Here is a 16,779-nt window from a genome sequence, read left to right on the forward strand (position 1 = left end):
CCCCCTGTACAGGTCGCTACGCGCGTAGATATGCTCATGTGGTGACCATGCCCACCACCCTCCCCGCATTCGCCGACGCGACCGCGTCCGACAGTGCGCTGCGCCGCTTCCTGCACGGGCTGCCCGGCGTCGACGCGGTCGGCCTCGAAGCGCGTGCCGCCGCCCTCGGAACCAGGTCGATCAAGACGACGGCCAAGGCGTACGCCATCGACCTCGCGATCTCGATGATCGACCTGACGACGCTGGAAGGCGCGGACACCCCCGGCAAGGTCCGGGCGCTCGCCGCCAAGGCCGTCAACCCCGACCCCACCGACCGCACGACCCCGCGCACCGCGGCGGTCTGCGTCTACCCCGACATGGCGGCCACCGCGGCCGCCGCCCTGGCCGGCTCCGGTGTGAAGGTGGCGTCCGTCGCGACGGCCTTCCCCGCCGGCCGCGCCGCGCTCGACGTGAAGCTCGCGGACGTCCGGGACGCCGTGGCGGCCGGGGCCGACGAGATCGACATGGTGATCGACCGGGGCGCGTTCCTGGCCGGCCGGTATCTGAAGGTGTACGAGGAGATCCTCGCCGTGAAGGCGGAGTGCGGCTCCGCCCGGCTCAAGGTGATCTTCGAGACCGGCGAGCTGTCCACGTACGACAACATCCGGCGGGCCTCCTGGCTCGGGATGCTGGCCGGCGCGGACTTCATCAAGACCTCGACCGGCAAGGTGGCCACGAACGCCACGCCCGCGAACACCCTGCTGATGCTGGAGGCGGTGCGCGACTTCCGCGCGCAGACCGGCGTCCAGATCGGCGTGAAGCCCGCCGGCGGCATCCGCACCTCGAAGGACGCGATCAAGTTCCTCGTGCTGGTCAACGAGACGGCGGGCGAGGACTGGCTGGACAACCACTGGTTCCGCTTCGGCGCCTCCAGCCTGCTGAACGACCTGCTGATGCAGCGCCAGAAGCTCAGCACCGGCCGTTACTCCGGCCCCGATTACGTGACGGTGGACTGATACCCATGGCATCCGCATTCGAGTACGCACCGGCGCCGGAGTCCCGTTCCGTCGTCGACATCACCCCTTCGTACGGCCTGTTCATCGACGGTGAGTTCACCGACGCGGCCGACGGCAAGGTCTTCAAGACGGTCTCGCCGAGCAGCGAGGAGGTGCTGTCCGAGGTCGCGCGGGCCGGCGCCGAGGACGTGGACCGGGCCGTGAAGGCGGCCCGCCGCGCGTTCGAGAAGTGGTCGGCGCTGCCCGGCTCCGAGCGCGCCAAGTACCTGTTCCGGATCGCCCGGATCATCCAGGAGCGCAGCCGCGAGCTGGCCGTCCTGGAGACCCTGGACAACGGCAAGCCGATCAAGGAGACCCGCGACGCGGACCTCCCGCTGGTCGCCGCGCACTTCTTCTACTACGCGGGCTGGGCCGACAAGCTGGACCACGCGGGCTACGGCCCGAACCCGCGCCCGCTGGGCGTGGCCGGACAGGTCATCCCGTGGAACTTCCCGCTCCTGATGCTCGCGTGGAAGATCGCCCCGGCGCTCGCCACGGGCAACACGGTGGTCCTGAAGCCCGCCGAGACGACGCCGCTGTCCGCGCTGTTCTTCGCGGACATCTGCCGCCAGGCGGGCCTGCCCAAGGGTGTCGTCAACATCCTGACGGGGTACGGCGACGCGGGCCAGGCGCTCGTGGAGCACGGGGACGTCAACAAGGTCGCCTTCACCGGTTCGACCGCCGTCGGCAAGGCCATCGCCCGCAGCGTCGCCGGGACCGACAAGAAGGTCACGCTGGAGCTGGGCGGCAAGGGCGCCAACATCGTCTTCGACGACGCCCCCATCGACCAGGCCGTCGAGGGCATCGTCACCGGCATCTTCTTCAACCAGGGCCAGGTCTGCTGCGCCGGCTCCCGCCTCCTGGTCCAGGAGTCCGTCCAGGACGAGCTGCTGGACGCGCTGAAGCGCCGGCTGTCCACGCTGCGCCTCGGCGACCCGCTGGACAAGAACACCGACATCGGCGCCATCAACTCCTCGGAGCAGCTGGCCCGGATCACCGCGCTCGTGGAGACCGGTGAGGCGGAGGGCGCGGAGCGCTGGAGCGCCCCGTGCGAGCTGCCCTCGGCCGGTTACTGGTTCGCCCCGACGCTCTTCACGAACGTCACCCAGGCGCACACGATCGCCCGCGACGAGATCTTCGGCCCGGTGCTCTCCGTGCTGTCGTTCCGTACGCCGGACGAGGCGGTCGCCAAGGCCAACAACAGCCAGTACGGCCTGTCGGCCGGCATCTGGACGGAGAAGGGCTCGCGCATCCTCGCGGTCGCGAACAAGCTCCGGGCGGGCGTCGTCTGGGCCAACACGTTCAACAAGTTCGACCCGACCTCGCCGTTCGGCGGTTACAAGGAGTCGGGCTTCGGCCGCGAAGGCGGCCGTCACGGCCTGGAGGCGTACCTCGATGTCCGATAACCGTCTGAGCGTCTTCAAGACCTACAAGCTGTACGTCGGGGGCAAGTTCCCCCGCTCCGAGAGCGGCCGGGTGTACGAGGTGACGGACTCGAAGGGCAAGTGGCTGGCGAACGCGCCCCAGTCCTCCCGCAAGGACGCGCGCGACGCGGTCACTGCCGCCCGCAAGGCGTTCGGCGGCTGGTCGGGCGCGACCGCGTACAACCGCGGCCAGATCCTCTACCGCATCGCGGAGATGCTGGAGGGCCGCCGAGAGCAGTTCGTCCGCGAGGTGGCCGAGGCCGAGGGCCTGTCGAAGTCCAAGGCGGCGGCCGTCGTGGACGCGGCGGTGGACCGCTGGGTCTGGTACGCGGGCTGGACGGACAAGGTCGCCCAGGTCGTGGGCGGGGCGAACCCGGTGGCGGGCCCGTTCTTCAACCTGTCGACGCCCGAGCCGACCGGTGTGGTCACGGTCCTCGCCCCGCAGGAGTCGTCGTTCCTGGGCCTGGTCTCGGTGGTGGCCCCGGTGATCGCGGCCGGCAACACGGCGGTCGTCGTGGCCTCCGCCGAGTCCCCGCTGCCCGCGCTGTCGCTGGGCGAGGTGCTGGCCACCTCGGACCTGCCTGGCGGTGTGGTCAACATCCTGTCGGGGAAGACCGCGGAGATCGCGGCGCCGCTCGCCGCCCACCAGGACGTGAACGGCATCGACCTCACGGGCGCGGACGCGGAGCTGGCGAAGGAGCTGGAGATCGCGGCGGCCGACAACCTGAAGCGCGTGGCGCGTCCACAGGCTGTGGACGGCGAGGGCGACTGGACGGCCGACCCGGGCACGCACCGCCTCACGGCGTTCCTGGAGACGAAGACCGTCTGGCACCCGACGGGCGCGCTCGGCGCCTCGGGCTCCTCGTACTGACGGCGTAAGCGACGGGCACGGCCCGTTTCCCGGAGGCGTCTCCGGGGAACGGGCCGTCGCGCCGTCAGCCGTGCAGGCCATCCACGAACCCCTCGACGACCGGGCCCGCCAGGGGCAGGTCCTTCAGGGCGCCGCCACTGGTCAGCGGGTCGGTGACCAGCGCCGTGGAGAGCGGCTTGAAGTCGGCGACCTGGGTGCCCACCGCGTTGTTCAGCGGGTCCGTGCCGGTACCGGCCAGCGGGTCGAGCCGCAGCTGGGTCACGGGCGCGATGCCGTTCCCCAGGGCTTGGCCGAGCGCCCCGGTGACCGCGCTGCCGGTCGCCCCGGTGGCCTCCCCGAGGACGGCGTCGGTGCCGGTCTCCTGGACGACGGGCAGCGGGGCCGCCTGGGCCGCCGCACCCCCCGCGCCGAGCGCGGCGCCCACCGCGGTGACGGTCAGGCCTGCGCGCAGCAGGGTGCGGCGCCGGGACTTGGAAAGTGCGTGACGTGCCATGGATTTCCCACCTGATCGGGACGATCGGACCATCGGTCGTGTAATCGACCGAATGCAAAGAGTAGTTGAGGTGTGATGCGCGATACCAACAGGACCTCCGGGGGGTCCCTTGTTCGGGTCAATGCCTCACACTCGTGTCCTGTGAGTTCCCAAGCGCTTTCGACACGCGTCGTCCTCCTGACGGGCCCCTCCGGCTCCGGCAAGTCGTCCCTCGCCGCCCGCACCGGCCTTCCGGTCCTGCGGCTCGACGACTTCTACAAGGAGGCCGGCGACCCCACCCTGCCGCTCGTCGGCGGCAGTACGGACATCGACTGGGACTCCCCGGACTCCTGGGACGCGGACGCCGCGGTCGCCGCGATCGCGGAACTCTGCCGGACCGGCCGCACCGACATCCCGGTGTACGACATCGCCACCAGCTCCCGGACCGGCCACGAGGACCTGCACATCGGGCGCACCCCGCTCTTCGTGGCCGAGGGCATCTTCGCGGCGGACATCATCGACCGCTGCCAGTCGCTGGGCCTGCTGGCCGACGCCCTCTGCCTGCGCGGCCGCCCCTCGACGACCTTCCGCCGCCGCCTCCTGCGCGACCTGCGCGAGGGCCGCAAGTCGGTCCCGTTCCTGCTGCGGAGGGGCTGGCGCCTGATGCGTACGGAACGCCGCATCGTGGCCCGCCATGTCGCGCTGGGCGCGCACGCCTGCGCCAAGCCGGAGGCGCTGGGCCGCCTGGCCGCCGCGGCGGCGGGGCGGTGTCGTTTGCCTGCGGCCACCGTGGCGAATGCAAGCCCCTCCGGCGATTGAGGAGCGGGGGGGGGCCGGGGCAGGGCCCCCGAAACGCGCCGCGGGGCCGGACAGGACCCCCCGGCCCGTCCGACCCCGCAGCTTCCCCGTATCCCCGTTGTCCCCCGGGATACCCCCGTATCCCCGGTCCCCCGTTGCCTCCCCCGTAACAACACCACCGCGTCCCCCGACGCGGCAGCGCCCCCGTTCCCCCCAGCCTTCAGGCCACCAGCTCGCCGAAGGACTCCTCCTCGTCACGGCCGAAGCTGAGGACCTCGTCCTCGCGCAGCCGGCGGAGCGACCGCCAGATGCTCGACTTCACCGTGCCGACGCTGATGTCGAGGATGGACGCGATCTCGGGGTCCGTACGGCCCTCGTAGTAGCGCAGGACGAGCATCGTGCGCTGCGTCTCCGGGAGGCGCGCCAGCGCCTGCCAGAGCACGGCGCGCAGCTCCGTACCGCGCATCGCGTCCGTGTCGCCCGCCGTCTCCGGCAGCTCCTCGGTCGGGTATTCGTTCAGCTTGCGCCTGCGCCAGGCGCTGATGTGCAGGTTGGTCATCGTGCGGCGCAGGTAACCGCCGACGGCGGCCTTGTCGCTGATGCGGTCCCAGGCCCGGTACGTCGAGAAGAGGGCGCTCTGCAGCAGGTCCTCGGCCTCGAACCGGTCCCCGGTCAGGTGGTAGGCGGTGGCGTACAGGGAGGCGCGGCGCTCCCGGACGTAGGCCGTGAACGCCGCTTCGGCGTCCTCGGACCTCTCCGGTGCCTTCCGCTCCCCCGAGTCCTCCCCGTACGCGCTTCCCCCGCTACCCGCGTCAACCACCGTCATGAATGACGTGTGCTGACGCCCGGCGCCTCGAACGCACCCCCGTCCGTTCACTGCGGCGCCGGACTTCTCGGTGCTCCGCCCGACGTCGTGGAGACGCGTGACAACTGCGCTTGCGTTGATGCTGTGAGTTGCGTTCATCTCGCGCCCCCCATCGGTGGAGTCCGTCCGTTCCTTGTGCCAACGAGCTTGCCGGGGCAGTTTCATGGCGCTGTCCGCCGACTGTCACAGGCCTGTCACAGGGCCCGGCGGTGGCACGAACCCGCGCTTCCTGATGCATGAGGGACGTATGGGGCACGTATCAGGGGGGTCCGACTGTCGAACTGGGGCGCCCCATGGGTCAGAATGACCAAGTGCCTTTCCTGTTGCTGATCGAGGACGACGACGCCATCCGCACGGCCCTCGAACTCTCGCTGTCACGCCAGGGCCACCGTGTGGCCACCGCGGCGACGGGAGAGGACGGCCTCAACCTGCTGCGCGAGCAGCGCCCCGACCTGGTCGTGCTGGATGTGATGCTGCCCGGGATCGACGGTTTCGAGGTGTGCCGCCGCATCCGCCGCACCGACCAGCTGCCGATCATCCTGCTGACCGCCCGCAGCGACGACATCGACGTCGTGGTGGGACTCGAGTCCGGCGCCGACGACTACGTGGTCAAGCCCGTGCAGGGGCGGGTGCTCGACGCCCGTATCCGCGCGGTGCTGCGCCGCGGCGAGCGGGAGTCGACCGACTCCGCGACGTTCGGCAACGTGGTGATCGACCGGTCCGCCATGACCGTCACCAAGAACGGCGAGGACCTCCAGCTCACGCCGACCGAGCTGCGACTCCTGCTCGAACTGAGCCGCCGGCCCGGTCAGGCCCTGTCCCGGCAGCAACTGCTGCGCCTGGTCTGGGAGCACGACTACCTCGGTGACTCCCGGCTGGTGGACGCCTGCGTCCAGCGGCTGCGCGCCAAGGTCGAGGACGTACCGTCGTCGCCGACCCTGATCCGTACCGTACGGGGCGTGGGATACCGGCTGGACTCGCCGCAGTGAGCACGGCTGTACGGCGGGGCCTGCTCACCGGGCTCCGCTGGACCAGCCTGCGGCTGCGGCTCGTCGTCGTGTTCGGCCTGGTCGCGCTGACCGCCGCGGTGTCCGCCTCCGGGATCGCGTACTGGCTGAACCGCGAGGCGGTGCTGACGCGCACGCAGGACGCGGCGCTCGGGGACTTCCGGCAGGAGATGCAGACCCGGGCGGCCTCGCTGCCGCTGCGCCCCTCCAAGGAGGACCTGCAGACGGCCGCCGTGCAGATGGCGAGCAGCAGCCCCGGCTACAGCGTGCTCCTGATCGACGAGCGCGACGCCGGCAAGCCCATCGTCGGCAACTCCGACCTGGACACCTTCACCCGCGACAACGTGCCGCGGTCGCTGCAGGAGCAGGTGGACCGCAAGCAGCCGGTCAAGGCGGGCAACAAGTACGAGTACCACCTGTTCTGGCAGCGCACCTCGATCCGCGGCACGCCGTACCTCGTCGCCGGTACGAAGATCATCGGCGGCGGGCCGACGGGTTACATGCTGAAGTCGCTCGACCAGGAGCGCCAGGACCTCAGCTCGCTGGCCTGGTCGCTCGGGATCGCCACGGCGCTCGCGCTGGTCGGCTCCGCGCTGCTCGCGCAGGCGGCGGCGACGACCGTGCTTCGGCCGGTGCAGCGGCTCGGGGACGCCGCCCGCAAGCTCGGCGAGGGCAAGCTCGACACCCGGCTCGTGGTGTCCGGCACCGATGAACTGGCCGATCTCTCGCGGACGTTCAACCGGACGGCCGGCTCGCTGGAGAAGAAGGTCGCGGACATGAGCGCCCGCGAGGAGGCGAGCCGCCGCTTCGTCGCCGACATGTCGCACGAGCTGCGCACTCCGCTGACGGCGCTCACCGCGGTCACGGAGGTGCTGGAGGACGAGGCGGACAGCCTCGACCCGATGATCGCGCCCGCCGTGAACCTGGTGGTCAGCGAGACCCGGCGGCTCAACAACCTGGTGGAGAACCTGATGGAGGTGACCCGCTTCGACGCGGGTACGGCCCGTCTGGTCCTCGACGACGTGGACGTGGCCGACCAGGTGACCGCGTGCATCGACGCCCGGGCGTGGCTGGACGCCGTGGAGCTGGACGCCGAGCGCGGCATGACGGTCCGCCTCGATCCGCGCAGGCTCGACGTGATCCTGGCCAACCTGATCGGCAACGCGCTCAAGCACGGCGGTTCGCCGGTACGGGTTTCGGTGCGCATCGAGGGCGAGGAGCTGGTCATCGAGGTCCGCGACCACGGTCCCGGCATCCCCGAGGACGTCCTGCCGCACGTCTTCGACCGGTTCTACAAGGCGAGCGCCTCCCGGCCGCGTTCGGACGGCAGCGGGCTCGGGCTCTCCATCGCCATGGAGAACGCGCACATCCACAACGGCGACATCACCGCACGCAACTCGCCCGACGGCGACGGCGCGGTCTTCGTGCTGCGCCTGCCGCGGGACGCCGAGGCCCTGAGCCGTACCGGCGGGGACGACGACGCACCGATACCGGACCACCAGGAGGACGACGCGACGTGAGGCGCAGCGAACGCCGGGGACACCGAACCGCCGCCGCCCTGGCAGGTGCCGCACTCTGTGCCGTACTGGCGGGCTGCGGCATCCGTACGACCTCGGTGCCGGTGGACGCCGGTGCCGCCCCGTCCCGGGTGCCGTGCGCGATGCCCGCCGAGGACGCCGCGTCGCAGGCCGCGCGGGGCATTCCCGTACAGGTCTACCTGGTCTGCGCCTCGCAGCTGGTGACGGTGGACCGGGCGGTGCAGGTGCAGGAGGCGAAGGCGGACCGGCTGCGGGTCGCCACGGAGCTGCTGAACGAGCTGCGCAGGCAGCCCACAGCCGAAGAGCGGCAGGCGGGCTTCTCCACGGACGTCCCCGGGTCGCTGCGGGTCTCCGGTCCCCGCGCGGGCGACGCGGAGAGCGCGCTGCGGCTCAGCCGGCAGCCGGAGGACCTGTCGGCCCAGGCCCTGGCCCAGATCGTCTGCACGTTCGCGGACAGTGACTCGCTGGCCTCCGGCGAGACGGTGACCCTGGGCGGCCCGGGCGACTACCCGGCTCGCGGCTACCTCTGCACGGCGGAGACGAAGGCCAGCCCCAAGGCGGTACCGAGTTCGATCGGGGTGCCGTAGGAGGTCTCCGGGGCGCGACCGGGGTGTGCGGAGGTGTACGGGCCGGCGCGGGCGGGAACGGAGCCGTGCCCGTCACCGTGAGCCAGGTCTCCCAGGTCCCTGCGGAACCGATCCTGCCGCTGCCCGCGTCTAGGGCTTCGTGCGTCAAGGTACGGACGGCCAGGCCGTCATCCGCTTCCGCGCGGCAGGGGTGTCGCTGCTCCTCGCGCATCTGCTGCTCGTCGGGTGGCTCACTCTGCGCCCGCTGGACGTGCCGTGGGTGACCGCCGCCAACCTCTCCCCGTTCGCCGGCATCAAGGCCGACCTGTCCCTCGGCCCCGCCGCCGCGTTCCGGCAGATCGGCGGCGGTCTCCTGCTGCTGGCGCCGCTGGGCGTACTGCTCCCGGTGGCCGGCGGGCGGCTGTACGTGTCCCCGTGGCTGTCGCTGGCCCGCACGGTCGCGGCCGGTTCGCTGATCTCGCTGGCCATCGAGCTGGGGCAGACCGGGGTGCCGGGCCAGGTGGTCGATGTCGACTCGCTGTTCCTGAACACGGCGGGCGTGGCGCTCGCCCACGTCCTGGTGGTCCCGGCGTGCCGGGCGCGCCTGCGGCGGCGCGGCGGACCGGAGCCGCGGGTGGTGTCGCGGCGGGGCCGTGAAGCGGCTCAGGGTTCGACCCCGACGATTTCCAGGGTCGGAATGGCCCCGTAGAGCGACGCTTTGCCCCCGTTCGTCGCGCGACCATGGTGGTACCGGGAGCACAACGGATTGCTCCCCACGACGGTTCGCGAAGGAGCCCACCATGGCCGCACTTGCCCGCCCCCGTGACGGACGCATGATCGGCGGAGTGTGCGCGGCGCTGGCACGGCGCTTCGACACCTCGGCGACGACGATGCGTGTCGTCTTCGTCGTCTCGTGCCTGCTGCCGGGCCCGCAGTTCCTGCTCTACCTGGCGCTGTGGCTGCTGCTGCCCCAGGAACGCCCGTCGTCCTCGACGGCCGCCTGGTAGACCTCCCGCACGTGGCTGTGGGCGGACACCCGGTCGGGGTGTCCGCCCACAGGCGCGTTCCGGCGACGGCTCAGTGGCCGAGCGGCAGACCGTTGGCGGTGAGGCCGTTGGCGGAGACGCCGCCGGCCGGCATGCCGCCGAGGAGGCCCTTGACGGGTGCGGTGGCGTCGCCCAGGACCTGCGTCTGGCTGGTGCCGAGGAGCTTGTCGGCGGTGTCCTGGACCGGCAGCGTCGAGGTGGCGTCGGCCACGGCGCCGGCGACGGGCAGGACGCTCGTCGCGGTCTCCAGCGGCAGCGCGGAGGCCGAGGCGGTGCCGGCGGCGGCAGCGGCGAAAGCGGCACCGAGGGCGGCGACGCCGAGAGTCCTGGCAGCAGACTGCTTCATATGACATTCATCCTTGGGGAAGGGGATGTGAGCGGCTTAGCAACGTAGTCAGCCGCCGCCCCGCTCCGCAAACATCCACCACCACGGAAAACGGCCGGGAAAACCTTTCCCCGGCCGTTTTCCATACGCTTCCGTCAGTCGGCCACCGAGGAAGACACGCTGGTCGCAGCGGTCTGCTCGAAAAGCCATTCGGACTTCAGCTCGGCGTATCCGGGCTTGATGACGTCATTGATCATCGCCAGACGTTCATCGAAAGGAATGAATGCTGATTTCATCGCATTGACGGTGAACCACTGCATGTCGTCGAGCGTGTATCCGAAGGTCTCGGTCAGCTTCTCGAATTCCCGGCTCATGCTCGTGCCGCTCATCAGCCGGTTGTCCGTGTTCACGGTCGCCCGGAAGTGCAGCTTGCGCAGCAGCCCGATGGGGTGGTCGGCGTACGAGGAAGCGGCGCCGGTCTGGAGGTTGGACGTCGGGCACATCTCCAGCGGGATGCGCTTGTCCCGTACGTAGGAGGCGAGGCGGCCCAGCTTCACGGAGCCGTCCTCCGCGACCTCGATGTCGTCGATGATGCGGACGCCGTGGCCGAGCCGGTCGGCGCCGCACCACTGGATCGCCTGCCAGATCGACGGCAGGCCGAACGCCTCGCCCGCGTGGATCGTGAAGTGGTTGTTCTCGCGCTTGAGGTACTCGAACGCGTCCAGATGCCGGGTGGGAGGGAACCCCGCCTCGGCGCCCGCGATGTCGAAGCCGGCGACGCCCTGGTCGCGGTAGCGGTTGGCCAGCTCCGCGATCTCCAGCGACCGCGCGGCGTGCCGCATCGCGGTGAGCAGGGCGCCGACGCGGATGCGGTTCCCGTCCCGGCGGGCCCGCCGCTCGCCCTCGCGGAAGCCCTCGTTGACGGCCTCGACGACCTCTTCGAGGGTCAGCCCGCCCTCCAGGTGCTGCTCGGGGGCGTACCGCACCTCGGCGTACACGACGCCGTCGGCGGCCAAGTCCTCGGCGCACTCGGCCGCGACCCGGACGAGCGCGTCACGGGTCTGCATGACCGCACACGTGTGGGCGAACGTCTCCAGATACCGCTCCAGCGAACCGGAGTCGGCGGCCTCCCGGAACCAGATACCGAGTTTGTCCGGCTCGGTCTCGGGAAGGGCGTCGTAACCGCTCGCCGCGGCGAGTTCCACGATCGTGCCGGGCCGCAGCCCGCCGTCGAGGTGGTCGTGCAGAAGGACCTTGGGAGCACGCCGGATCTGGTCCGGGCCGGGCACATTGAGGGTGGGGCTCATCATCCACGCACTCTAACGCCTACGCGCGTAGAGCGCGCTTGTCGATACATAACGGAACGGCCCTTTCTTCTCGTGTCCCCTCGCGCGGCGCGACTGGTGGCGGCACTTGGGAGACACCGGGTCCCGGGCGAGGCGAGCGGCGGCTGCTGGTGCCGCTGCTACTGCTGCTGCGGTCTGCACGTAACAGACACCGCGAACAGGGGTGGCGTACACGCACGCGTCTGACACTGTTACCGCATGGCACAGCGCGCACTCCCCCAGCCCGCGGCAAGGCTGGGACGGGCCGTCGGAGCGGCGGCCGGAACGACAGCGGTCGGCGGCGTGGTCCTGCTGCTCCCGGACGGCGAGCCGCACTCGCACCGCCGCCCCTCCTCCCTCACCCACGCCCGCCTGCTCCCGCTGGCCCGCGCCCTGACCCACGCGGCCCGCACCGACGGACTCACCGCCCATGTGGTCCGCTACCGCTGCCGCGGCTGGAACGAGGACGACGCCCACCCCGCGGCGGACGCGGAGTGGGCGGTGGACGAGGCGGTACGCCGCTACGGCGACGTCCCCCTCTGCCTGGCCGGCCACGGCATGGGCGCCCGCGCGGCCCTGCGCGCGGGCGGCCACCCCTCGGTAACCGCTGTCCTCGCCCTGGCCCCCTGGCTCCCGGCCGACCCGTCGGCTGCCCCCGAACCGGTCAAGCACCTGGTGGGCCGCCCGGTCCTGCTGGCCCACGGCACCAACGACACGCGCTGCGACCCGGCGTTGTCCCTCCGCCTCGCCGAACGCGCCAAGAAGGCCAACCGCGACACCTGCCGCTTCGAGGTCCACTCGGACGGGCATGGGCTACGCCAACACCGCGCCGAAGTCGCGGCACTGGCCGCCGACTTCGTACGCGGTGCCCTGTTCGGCCACGCATACGCCCGCCCCCTCACGGACGCCCTGGCGGCTCCGCCGCCCCTGGGTCTGCGGATGCCGTTGGCGGTGGGGTTCGGGGAGTCGTTGGGGGTGGGGTGAGGGGGCGGACGGGGCCCGCCTCAGAGCGCATGCCGGGTGGGCCCCGCACGCGCGGGGAGCAGTCGGGCGGAACGAAGCCGCCGCCCGTGGTCCCGGGGCCATCCCCGCACGCGCGGGGAGCAGCTGTCTGCGGCACCGGCTCCGCGTCGATCCCGGGGGCCATCCCCGCACGCGCGGGGAGCAGGAGTCGAACACCATGCGCGCCTGATTCCGGTCGGGGCCATCCCCGCACGCGCGGGGAGCAGGAATTCGGTTACGTCAGCGTCCGTCTGGGCGAGGGGCCATCCCCGCACGCGCGGGGAGCAGTCGCGACCTGCATGTTTACCGGTCCGCAGAGCCGTTCCGCACTACTTTTACCGAAACCGATATAGCGCCCCAAAAGCCACCAAATAGGTCGAACCGCTCACCCTCTCCCAAACCGCCGTCTCTTCGCCGCTCTGCTCCAGCCCGGCTTCGGGTCCTCCGAGGGTTTTGGAGTCGTCAGGGCTCGGTCGTTCGGCCGGCGGATCAGGGTCAGGCCCTCGTGGTCGATCGGGTGCCACTTGTGGTCGTGGGTGCGGAAGGTGAAGCCTTGTTCGTTGTCAGTGGTGTGGGCCAACAGGGCGCGGCCCTGGTCCGCGTACTCCTTGACCTCCGCCCAGAGCACGTCGCGGATCCTCGCCGAGGGGTTGCCGATGAAGACGCCCGCCGAGATCTCCAGGAGCCAGCGCGTGAGGAAGCCCCGGAGGCCGGCCGGGCAGTTGGTGAGCACGATCACCGTCACCAGAGAAGCTCCTCGCCCTCGTAGGCGTCCGAACCGTCGTAGTTCCGGCCGGCGGCGACCAGCTCCCCGGAGTCGCTCTGGAGGGTGACCACGTCGCGGTCGGCGGGGGCCGTGGCCGCGCCGAGCAGGCCCTTGATGTCGTCCACGCACCGGTCCAGCAGCGAGGTCTCGTTGATGCGGTCGCGCAGGGCCCTGCGGGTCCGGGACGCCACGTCCTCCTCGCTCTCCGCGGCCACGTCGAAGGCGAGCGGGATGCCGATCTCCGTCTTGTACAGGTCGGCTATGTCAAGGACGAAGGAGAGTTCGTGGCCGGAGTGGACGAAGCCCAGAGCCGGGCTGCACCCGAGGGACGACACGACCGCGTGGGCCACTCCGTACATGCATTGGGCAGCAGCGGTGATCGCCTGGTTGACCGCGTCGCCGGCCGAGAAGTCGCCGGGGACGTACTTCCGGCCCCGCCAGCGGATGCCCGTCCGAGCCGCCTCGGCCCGGTAGCAGTCCTTCACTCGACGGCCCTCGCGGCCCAGAAGCCCCTTGCGGGTGAGCCCTTCGGGGTCCTCGTCGGGGAAGCGCAGCCGGTACATCGCACGGGCCACGGACAGGCGGCTGCGAGGGTTGGCCCACTGGACCGCCTGCGCCTCGGCGAGCGCGGACGAGCGGGTCAGCGCACGCCCGCCCGCGTAATACCGCACGCCCTGCTCACCGACCCAGGCCACGGCGGCACCGGTCTCGCCCAGGACGCTCATCGCCTGGTGGGTGATCCGGGTGCCGGGCCCCAGGAGCAGGGTGCCGATCGTCGCGGAGGGGATGTGCGTCGTGCCCTCCGCGTCCTCGGCCGTAATGGCGTTGGCGTCCCGGTGCACCACGCAGCGCTCCAGGTAGATGAAGGACAGCCGTTCGCCGGTACGGGTCAGGTGCCGGGGCGTGAGGGCGCCGCGCTGGGAGACCGTGGCCATCGGCTCAGTCCGTTCCGTGGAGCGGCGCCAGCGTCAGCAGGCCGCAGCCGTACGCCTTAGCCTTACCGATTCCCTGGGTGAGTGCCCGCCGGAACACGGCCGGGTCCCTCACCTCCAGATGGCCGTCGAACGTCACGGTCACGATGCTGACGCGGCCGGGCCGCTTGCCGTCGCCTCGCCCCTTGTCGAAGGCGAGTCCACGACGGTCGCCGACCGTCAGCCGGTACCGGTCACCCTGGTGCTCATGGCCTCGGTGCGTGGTCCCGGCCGGGAGCAGGCGTTCGTTCTGCGGCTTCTCGACCACCTGAAAGCCACAGCGCTCTTGACGGTCGATGAGCCATCGCATCTGGTGAACAGGGGTGAGGTGGGCCGTCCGCTTACGGGGCTCGTCCGGCTTACGCCGTATGTCGTGGACCGGATTGGCGGTCAACCGGAACGCCCACTTCTGTCCCTCGGCCAGGCGGTCGAGGAACGGAGCGTACGGCCGGGTCTGCCAGCCCGGGGACTGTGCGTCGGCGACCGCGGGCCAGCCGGCCTGCTCCACCAGGTGGGTCAGATCGGGCCTGTCGGGGCTGACCACGTACAGCAGTACCTCGGCCCGCGCGTTCTGGTCGAGGCGCCACAGCACCCGTGGGCCGTCGGCGGCCGCAGCGGGCTCTGTCGGCAGGAGTCCGGGGAACGACGCCATGACGGCGGCGTGCAGCACCTGCGGGGAGGACAGCAGTCGGCGTGCGCCCGTGCGCGCGGTGTTCATGCGGAAGCGGGTCAGGAACATCAGACGCTCTCCTCCAGGGCGTCGAACGGCTCGTGCCGGGGCCGTACGGCTTGTCGGGGCGCGGCGTCCGGGTTGGGAACGGTCACCGTCCGGCTGACCACCGTGCGCAGGGCGTGCCGGCGTTGCTCGGCGGAGAAGCTGAGCGGCTGGTCGCGCTGGTAGTCCGCGTCGGCCTCCTTCTCGTCGGCCTCGCGGAGCACCGTCAGGGACACCGTCGCCTCGCCCCTGTGCCGACGGCGGTACCAGGCAGCCGCCTGCCACGGCTCGTCCGCCAGCGCCTGCTGGAGCGAGTCCCCGTCACGTACTCCCAGCTCCACCGGCTGTGCGGGCGGACAGGAGCGACGGCCGAGGAACGGCGGATACACCGGTGCCAGCAAGGAGGCGTGCAGGCGGGTGAGGAGGCCGCTCTCGCCCGCGACTGCCGCCACGAACACCGCGTCGGCCAGGTAGAAGCGTTCGGACAGCGGCATGGAGGAGCCGGTGACCCCGTGGTGCGCGGTCTGGAAGTCCCTTACCCGGCTGCCCGATTGATCGATCCGCACGCCGAAGCGCAGACCGGTCAGGGCGGCCAGTGCCTCGTCGTCGCCCCTTTCGATGCCTGCCGCCGCTGCGAGCAGACCGATCACTCCGCTCTTCGTCGGGGCCGATTCCGTGGTGCGCCGAGTGAAGCGGGCGGACGCACCCCACGACTGCAAGGGGCCCGCCAGCCTCATGGTCAGCACGCTCATTCCGGCTTCTCCAGGCGTTCGGCGACGGCCTGGCCCACCGAGGCGACGAGTTCGCCGATGTTCCGGGACTCCGTGCCGATGCCCGCGAGCTTCCGGGTGTTCGGACCGACGCGGAGCACCCACGTGAGGGTGGACCCTTCGTCGCCGTACGCCCGCTCGACGTCCGGGATGTACTCCGCGAGGCGCGCACACGCCTCGGACATGTGCCCGCCGAGGTCTCCGCGCACGGGCTCCTCGAAGGCCGCGACGAAGCTGATGGGACGGGTGGTGCGAAGCTTCACGACGACGGCGTCGGGCAGCGTGTGATGGCCGAAAGTGTTGATCTTTCCGGTGGGCAACGACTCGACGAAGCCCTGGACGAACGCCTCGGCGGCCCGGCGCACCGGGGTCACCCCGGACTCCTCCTCGCGCAGACCCTCCCCCAGGTTGGCCGCCAACTGGTGCACGCCGAGGGCCGCGTATCGGTAGAGCGTCGCCGAGTTGAAGTCGACCGTGCCGATCATTCCGGCGCCCGGCTCGGAGTCCTTGTTGCGGTCGTCGACCGCCGTGTAGTAGTCGGACTCGTTGTCCACGCGGTGGACGCTGATGGCGTGGGCGACCTGCACCGCGGCGTCCACGTTGAAGTCGGTGACATCCGCGACCATGCGTCCGAACAGCGCGATGTCGACGGAGTGCCGGGTGTCCGCGATCTGCTTCACCCGGGCCTTGTTTTCCTTGTCCTTCAGGAACCCCGTGATGTCGGCCGCGCCTTCGACGGCGAACCGGGCCAGTCCGTCGAGCTGGCGTGCGCTGAGGAAGACCAGGTACTTGGCCTGGGGCAGCGCCTCCTGGGTCTCTTCGTCCCCCTCTCCCTCTGCGGCCTTCTTCGCAGAGCTCTTGCGCTTGGGGACCTCGATCTTGAGCCCCGTGGCCGCGATGACCTCGGCCGCCAGCTCAAGGGCGTCTGCCTCGTCGATGGTCTCGTCGTGCTCGTGGATCCGGTCGGCCAGCACTTCGACGACCTTCTTGGTCCGCACGCCCAGTTCGCTCGGGTCGAGGAGGCTCTCGGACTTGAAGTAGTCCCGGGTGGCCTTCTTCCACGCCTGGCTGGAGACCCGGGCGCGGGGTACTCCCCCGTACACCGACGACTTGGGGGAACCGGTGTCGTCACGGTTCAGATTGCTCGGTGGGACGGTCTGCAGGGCATGAACATCGAGGTAAAAACGGTTCACGAGGCGTCCTTGTCGTACTGGCTGATGTGTGGGTGCTGCCGAGTTCGGCGGAACACCGGTGGTCCGGAGGGGGGTTGAAGGCAGTCGGGTG

The 16,779-nt window shown here is 71.0% G+C and carries 19 protein-coding genes and 1 CRISPR repeat array; of the genes, 10 read left to right on the forward strand and 9 right to left on the reverse strand.

All coding sequences use genetic code 11. The features are described 5' to 3' along the window. The first annotated feature begins 47 nt into the window (after positions 1 to 47). From deoC to BLW14_RS11510, 3 genes are read left to right on the forward strand one after another with little or no spacing between them, the layout of a single operon-like run. Positions 48 to 995 carry a deoxyribose-phosphate aldolase gene (deoC, locus tag BLW14_RS11500; RefSeq protein ID WP_018519122.1) on the forward strand — a complete coding sequence of 316 codons (948 nt, stop codon included), beginning with the start codon at positions 48 to 50 and terminating at the stop codon, positions 993 to 995. A gap of 5 nt (positions 996 to 1,000) precedes the next feature. Continuing rightward, positions 1,001 to 2,440 (forward strand): aldehyde dehydrogenase family protein, encoded by a 1,440-nt coding sequence (locus BLW14_RS11505; RefSeq protein WP_093706855.1) that lies wholly within the window; start codon positions 1,001 to 1,003, stop codon positions 2,438 to 2,440. After that, positions 2,430 to 3,329 (forward strand): aldehyde dehydrogenase family protein, encoded by a 900-nt coding sequence (locus tag BLW14_RS11510; protein WP_093706857.1) that lies wholly within the window; start codon positions 2,430 to 2,432, stop codon positions 3,327 to 3,329. The genes BLW14_RS11505 and BLW14_RS11510 overlap by 11 nt, the downstream gene beginning before the upstream one ends. Positions 3,330 to 3,393: 64 nt before the next feature. Here BLW14_RS11510 and BLW14_RS11515 read toward each other — a convergent pair whose 3' ends face one another. After that, the gene (locus BLW14_RS11515; RefSeq protein WP_093706859.1) at positions 3,394 to 3,822 is read right to left on the reverse strand and encodes a hypothetical protein; all 429 of its coding nucleotides are present in this window, start codon (positions 3,820 to 3,822) and stop codon (positions 3,394 to 3,396) included. Between the two features lie 177 nt (positions 3,823 to 3,999). Between BLW14_RS11515 and BLW14_RS11520 the strand changes: the two genes are divergently transcribed. After that, on the forward strand, positions 4,000 to 4,620 hold the full coding sequence (locus tag BLW14_RS11520) for an ATP-binding protein (RefSeq protein WP_093710698.1): 621 nt from the start codon (positions 4,000 to 4,002) through the stop codon (positions 4,618 to 4,620). Positions 4,621 to 4,819: 199 nt separating this feature from the next. Here the strand turns inward: BLW14_RS11520 and BLW14_RS11525 are convergent, their stop codons facing one another. Further along, a complete protein-coding gene (locus BLW14_RS11525) occupies positions 4,820 to 5,563 on the reverse strand; it encodes a SigE family RNA polymerase sigma factor (RefSeq protein WP_093706861.1) in 744 nt (247 codons plus the stop codon). A gap of 212 nt (positions 5,564 to 5,775) precedes the next feature. Here BLW14_RS11525 and afsQ1 point away from each other — a divergent pair, with 212 nt between their 5' ends. From afsQ1 to BLW14_RS11550, 5 genes are all read left to right on the forward strand, one after another. Beyond that, complete coding sequence (gene afsQ1 / locus BLW14_RS11530) at positions 5,776 to 6,453, forward strand: two-component system response regulator AfsQ1 (protein WP_026171255.1); 678 nt, start codon at positions 5,776 to 5,778, stop codon at positions 6,451 to 6,453. Beyond that, positions 6,450 to 7,991, forward strand: a complete 1,542-nt coding sequence (locus BLW14_RS11535; protein ID WP_093706863.1) for a sensor histidine kinase — start codon at positions 6,450 to 6,452, stop codon at positions 7,989 to 7,991. The genes afsQ1 and BLW14_RS11535 overlap by 4 nt, the downstream gene beginning before the upstream one ends. After that, the gene (locus BLW14_RS11540; RefSeq protein ID WP_093706865.1) at positions 7,988 to 8,596 is read left to right on the forward strand and encodes a hypothetical protein; all 609 of its coding nucleotides are present in this window, start codon (positions 7,988 to 7,990) and stop codon (positions 8,594 to 8,596) included. Before BLW14_RS11535 ends, BLW14_RS11540 begins: the two co-directional genes overlap by 4 nt. A 139-nt stretch (positions 8,597 to 8,735) precedes the next feature. After that, the gene (locus tag BLW14_RS11545) at positions 8,736 to 9,284 is read left to right on the forward strand and encodes a VanZ family protein (RefSeq protein ID WP_093706867.1); all 549 of its coding nucleotides are present in this window, start codon (positions 8,736 to 8,738) and stop codon (positions 9,282 to 9,284) included. A gap of 91 nt (positions 9,285 to 9,375) precedes the next feature. Beyond that, complete coding sequence (locus tag BLW14_RS11550) at positions 9,376 to 9,582, forward strand: PspC domain-containing protein (protein ID WP_093706869.1); 207 nt, start codon at positions 9,376 to 9,378, stop codon at positions 9,580 to 9,582. A gap of 70 nt (positions 9,583 to 9,652) precedes the next feature. On the opposite strand, the gene BLW14_RS11555 is transcribed toward BLW14_RS11550, so the two are convergent. Then, complete coding sequence (locus BLW14_RS11555; RefSeq protein WP_018519132.1) at positions 9,653 to 9,967, reverse strand: hypothetical protein; 315 nt, start codon at positions 9,965 to 9,967, stop codon at positions 9,653 to 9,655. A gap of 134 nt (positions 9,968 to 10,101) precedes the next feature. Next, entirely contained in the window at positions 10,102 to 11,256 is a 1,155-nt protein-coding gene (locus BLW14_RS11560) for an adenosine deaminase (RefSeq protein WP_093706871.1), read from the reverse strand. A 318-nt stretch (positions 11,257 to 11,574) separates the two neighbouring features. On the opposite strand from BLW14_RS11560, the gene BLW14_RS11565 reads away from it, so the two are divergent. Next, a complete protein-coding gene (locus BLW14_RS11565; protein WP_093706873.1) occupies positions 11,575 to 12,255 on the forward strand; it encodes a prolyl oligopeptidase family serine peptidase in 681 nt (226 codons plus the stop codon). Between the two features lie 33 nt (positions 12,256 to 12,288). Beyond that, positions 12,289 to 12,561: a CRISPR direct-repeat array (repeat unit 29 nt; unit sequence GGGGCCATCCCCGCACGCGCGGGGAGCAG). A gap of 97 nt (positions 12,562 to 12,658) precedes the next feature. Here the strand turns inward: BLW14_RS11565 and cas2e are convergent. The 5 genes from cas2e to cas7e are packed head-to-tail and all read right to left on the reverse strand — an operon-like array spanning position 12,659 to position 16,688. Next, the gene (cas2e, locus tag BLW14_RS11570; protein ID WP_093706875.1) at positions 12,659 to 13,018 is read right to left on the reverse strand and encodes a type I-E CRISPR-associated endoribonuclease Cas2e; all 360 of its coding nucleotides are present in this window, start codon (positions 13,016 to 13,018) and stop codon (positions 12,659 to 12,661) included. After that, positions 13,015 to 13,974 carry a type I-E CRISPR-associated endonuclease Cas1e gene (gene cas1e, locus BLW14_RS11575; RefSeq protein WP_093706877.1) on the reverse strand — a complete coding sequence of 320 codons (960 nt, stop codon included), beginning with the start codon at positions 13,972 to 13,974 and terminating at the stop codon, positions 13,015 to 13,017. Before cas1e ends, cas2e begins: the two co-directional genes overlap by 4 nt. A 4-nt stretch (positions 13,975 to 13,978) precedes the next feature. Then, positions 13,979 to 14,749 (reverse strand): type I-E CRISPR-associated protein Cas6/Cse3/CasE, encoded by a 771-nt coding sequence (gene cas6e / locus BLW14_RS11580; RefSeq protein ID WP_093706879.1) that lies wholly within the window; start codon positions 14,747 to 14,749, stop codon positions 13,979 to 13,981. Then, on the reverse strand, positions 14,749 to 15,477 hold the full coding sequence (cas5e, locus tag BLW14_RS11585; protein WP_093706881.1) for a type I-E CRISPR-associated protein Cas5/CasD: 729 nt from the start codon (positions 15,475 to 15,477) through the stop codon (positions 14,749 to 14,751). Before cas5e ends, cas6e begins: the two co-directional genes overlap by 1 nt. Continuing rightward, complete coding sequence (cas7e, locus tag BLW14_RS11590; RefSeq protein ID WP_093706883.1) at positions 15,474 to 16,688, reverse strand: type I-E CRISPR-associated protein Cas7/Cse4/CasC; 1,215 nt, start codon at positions 16,686 to 16,688, stop codon at positions 15,474 to 15,476. Before cas7e ends, cas5e begins: the two co-directional genes overlap by 4 nt. Positions 16,689 to 16,779: the final 91 nt, after the last annotated feature.

Source organism: Streptomyces sp. 2131.1, assembly GCF_900105515.1.
In the GTDB taxonomy this organism is placed as follows: domain Bacteria; phylum Actinomycetota; class Actinomycetes; order Streptomycetales; family Streptomycetaceae; genus Streptomyces; species Streptomyces drozdowiczii.

Coding starts and splice junctions, on each gene's coding strand:
- deoC (WP_018519122.1), top strand. CDS start 48: ATGCCCACCACCCTCCCCGCATTCGCCGACGCGACCGCGTCCGACAGT.
- BLW14_RS11505 (WP_093706855.1), top strand. CDS start 1,001: ATGGCATCCGCATTCGAGTACGCACCGGCGCCGGAGTCCCGTTCCGTC.
- BLW14_RS11510 (WP_093706857.1), top strand. CDS start 2,430: ATGTCCGATAACCGTCTGAGCGTCTTCAAGACCTACAAGCTGTACGTC.
- BLW14_RS11515 (WP_093706859.1), bottom strand. CDS start 3,822: ATGGCACGTCACGCACTTTCCAAGTCCCGGCGCCGCACCCTGCTGCGC.
- BLW14_RS11525 (WP_093706861.1), bottom strand. CDS start 5,563: ATGAACGCAACTCACAGCATCAACGCAAGCGCAGTTGTCACGCGTCTC.
- BLW14_RS11550 (WP_093706869.1), top strand. CDS start 9,376: ATGGCCGCACTTGCCCGCCCCCGTGACGGACGCATGATCGGCGGAGTG.
- BLW14_RS11555 (WP_018519132.1), bottom strand. CDS start 9,967: ATGAAGCAGTCTGCTGCCAGGACTCTCGGCGTCGCCGCCCTCGGTGCC.
- BLW14_RS11560 (WP_093706871.1), bottom strand. CDS start 11,256: ATGATGAGCCCCACCCTCAATGTGCCCGGCCCGGACCAGATCCGGCGT.
- cas1e (WP_093706877.1), bottom strand. CDS start 13,974: ATGGCCACGGTCTCCCAGCGCGGCGCCCTCACGCCCCGGCACCTGACC.
- cas6e (WP_093706879.1), bottom strand. CDS start 14,749: ATGTTCCTGACCCGCTTCCGCATGAACACCGCGCGCACGGGCGCACGC.
- cas5e (WP_093706881.1), bottom strand. CDS start 15,477: ATGAGCGTGCTGACCATGAGGCTGGCGGGCCCCTTGCAGTCGTGGGGT.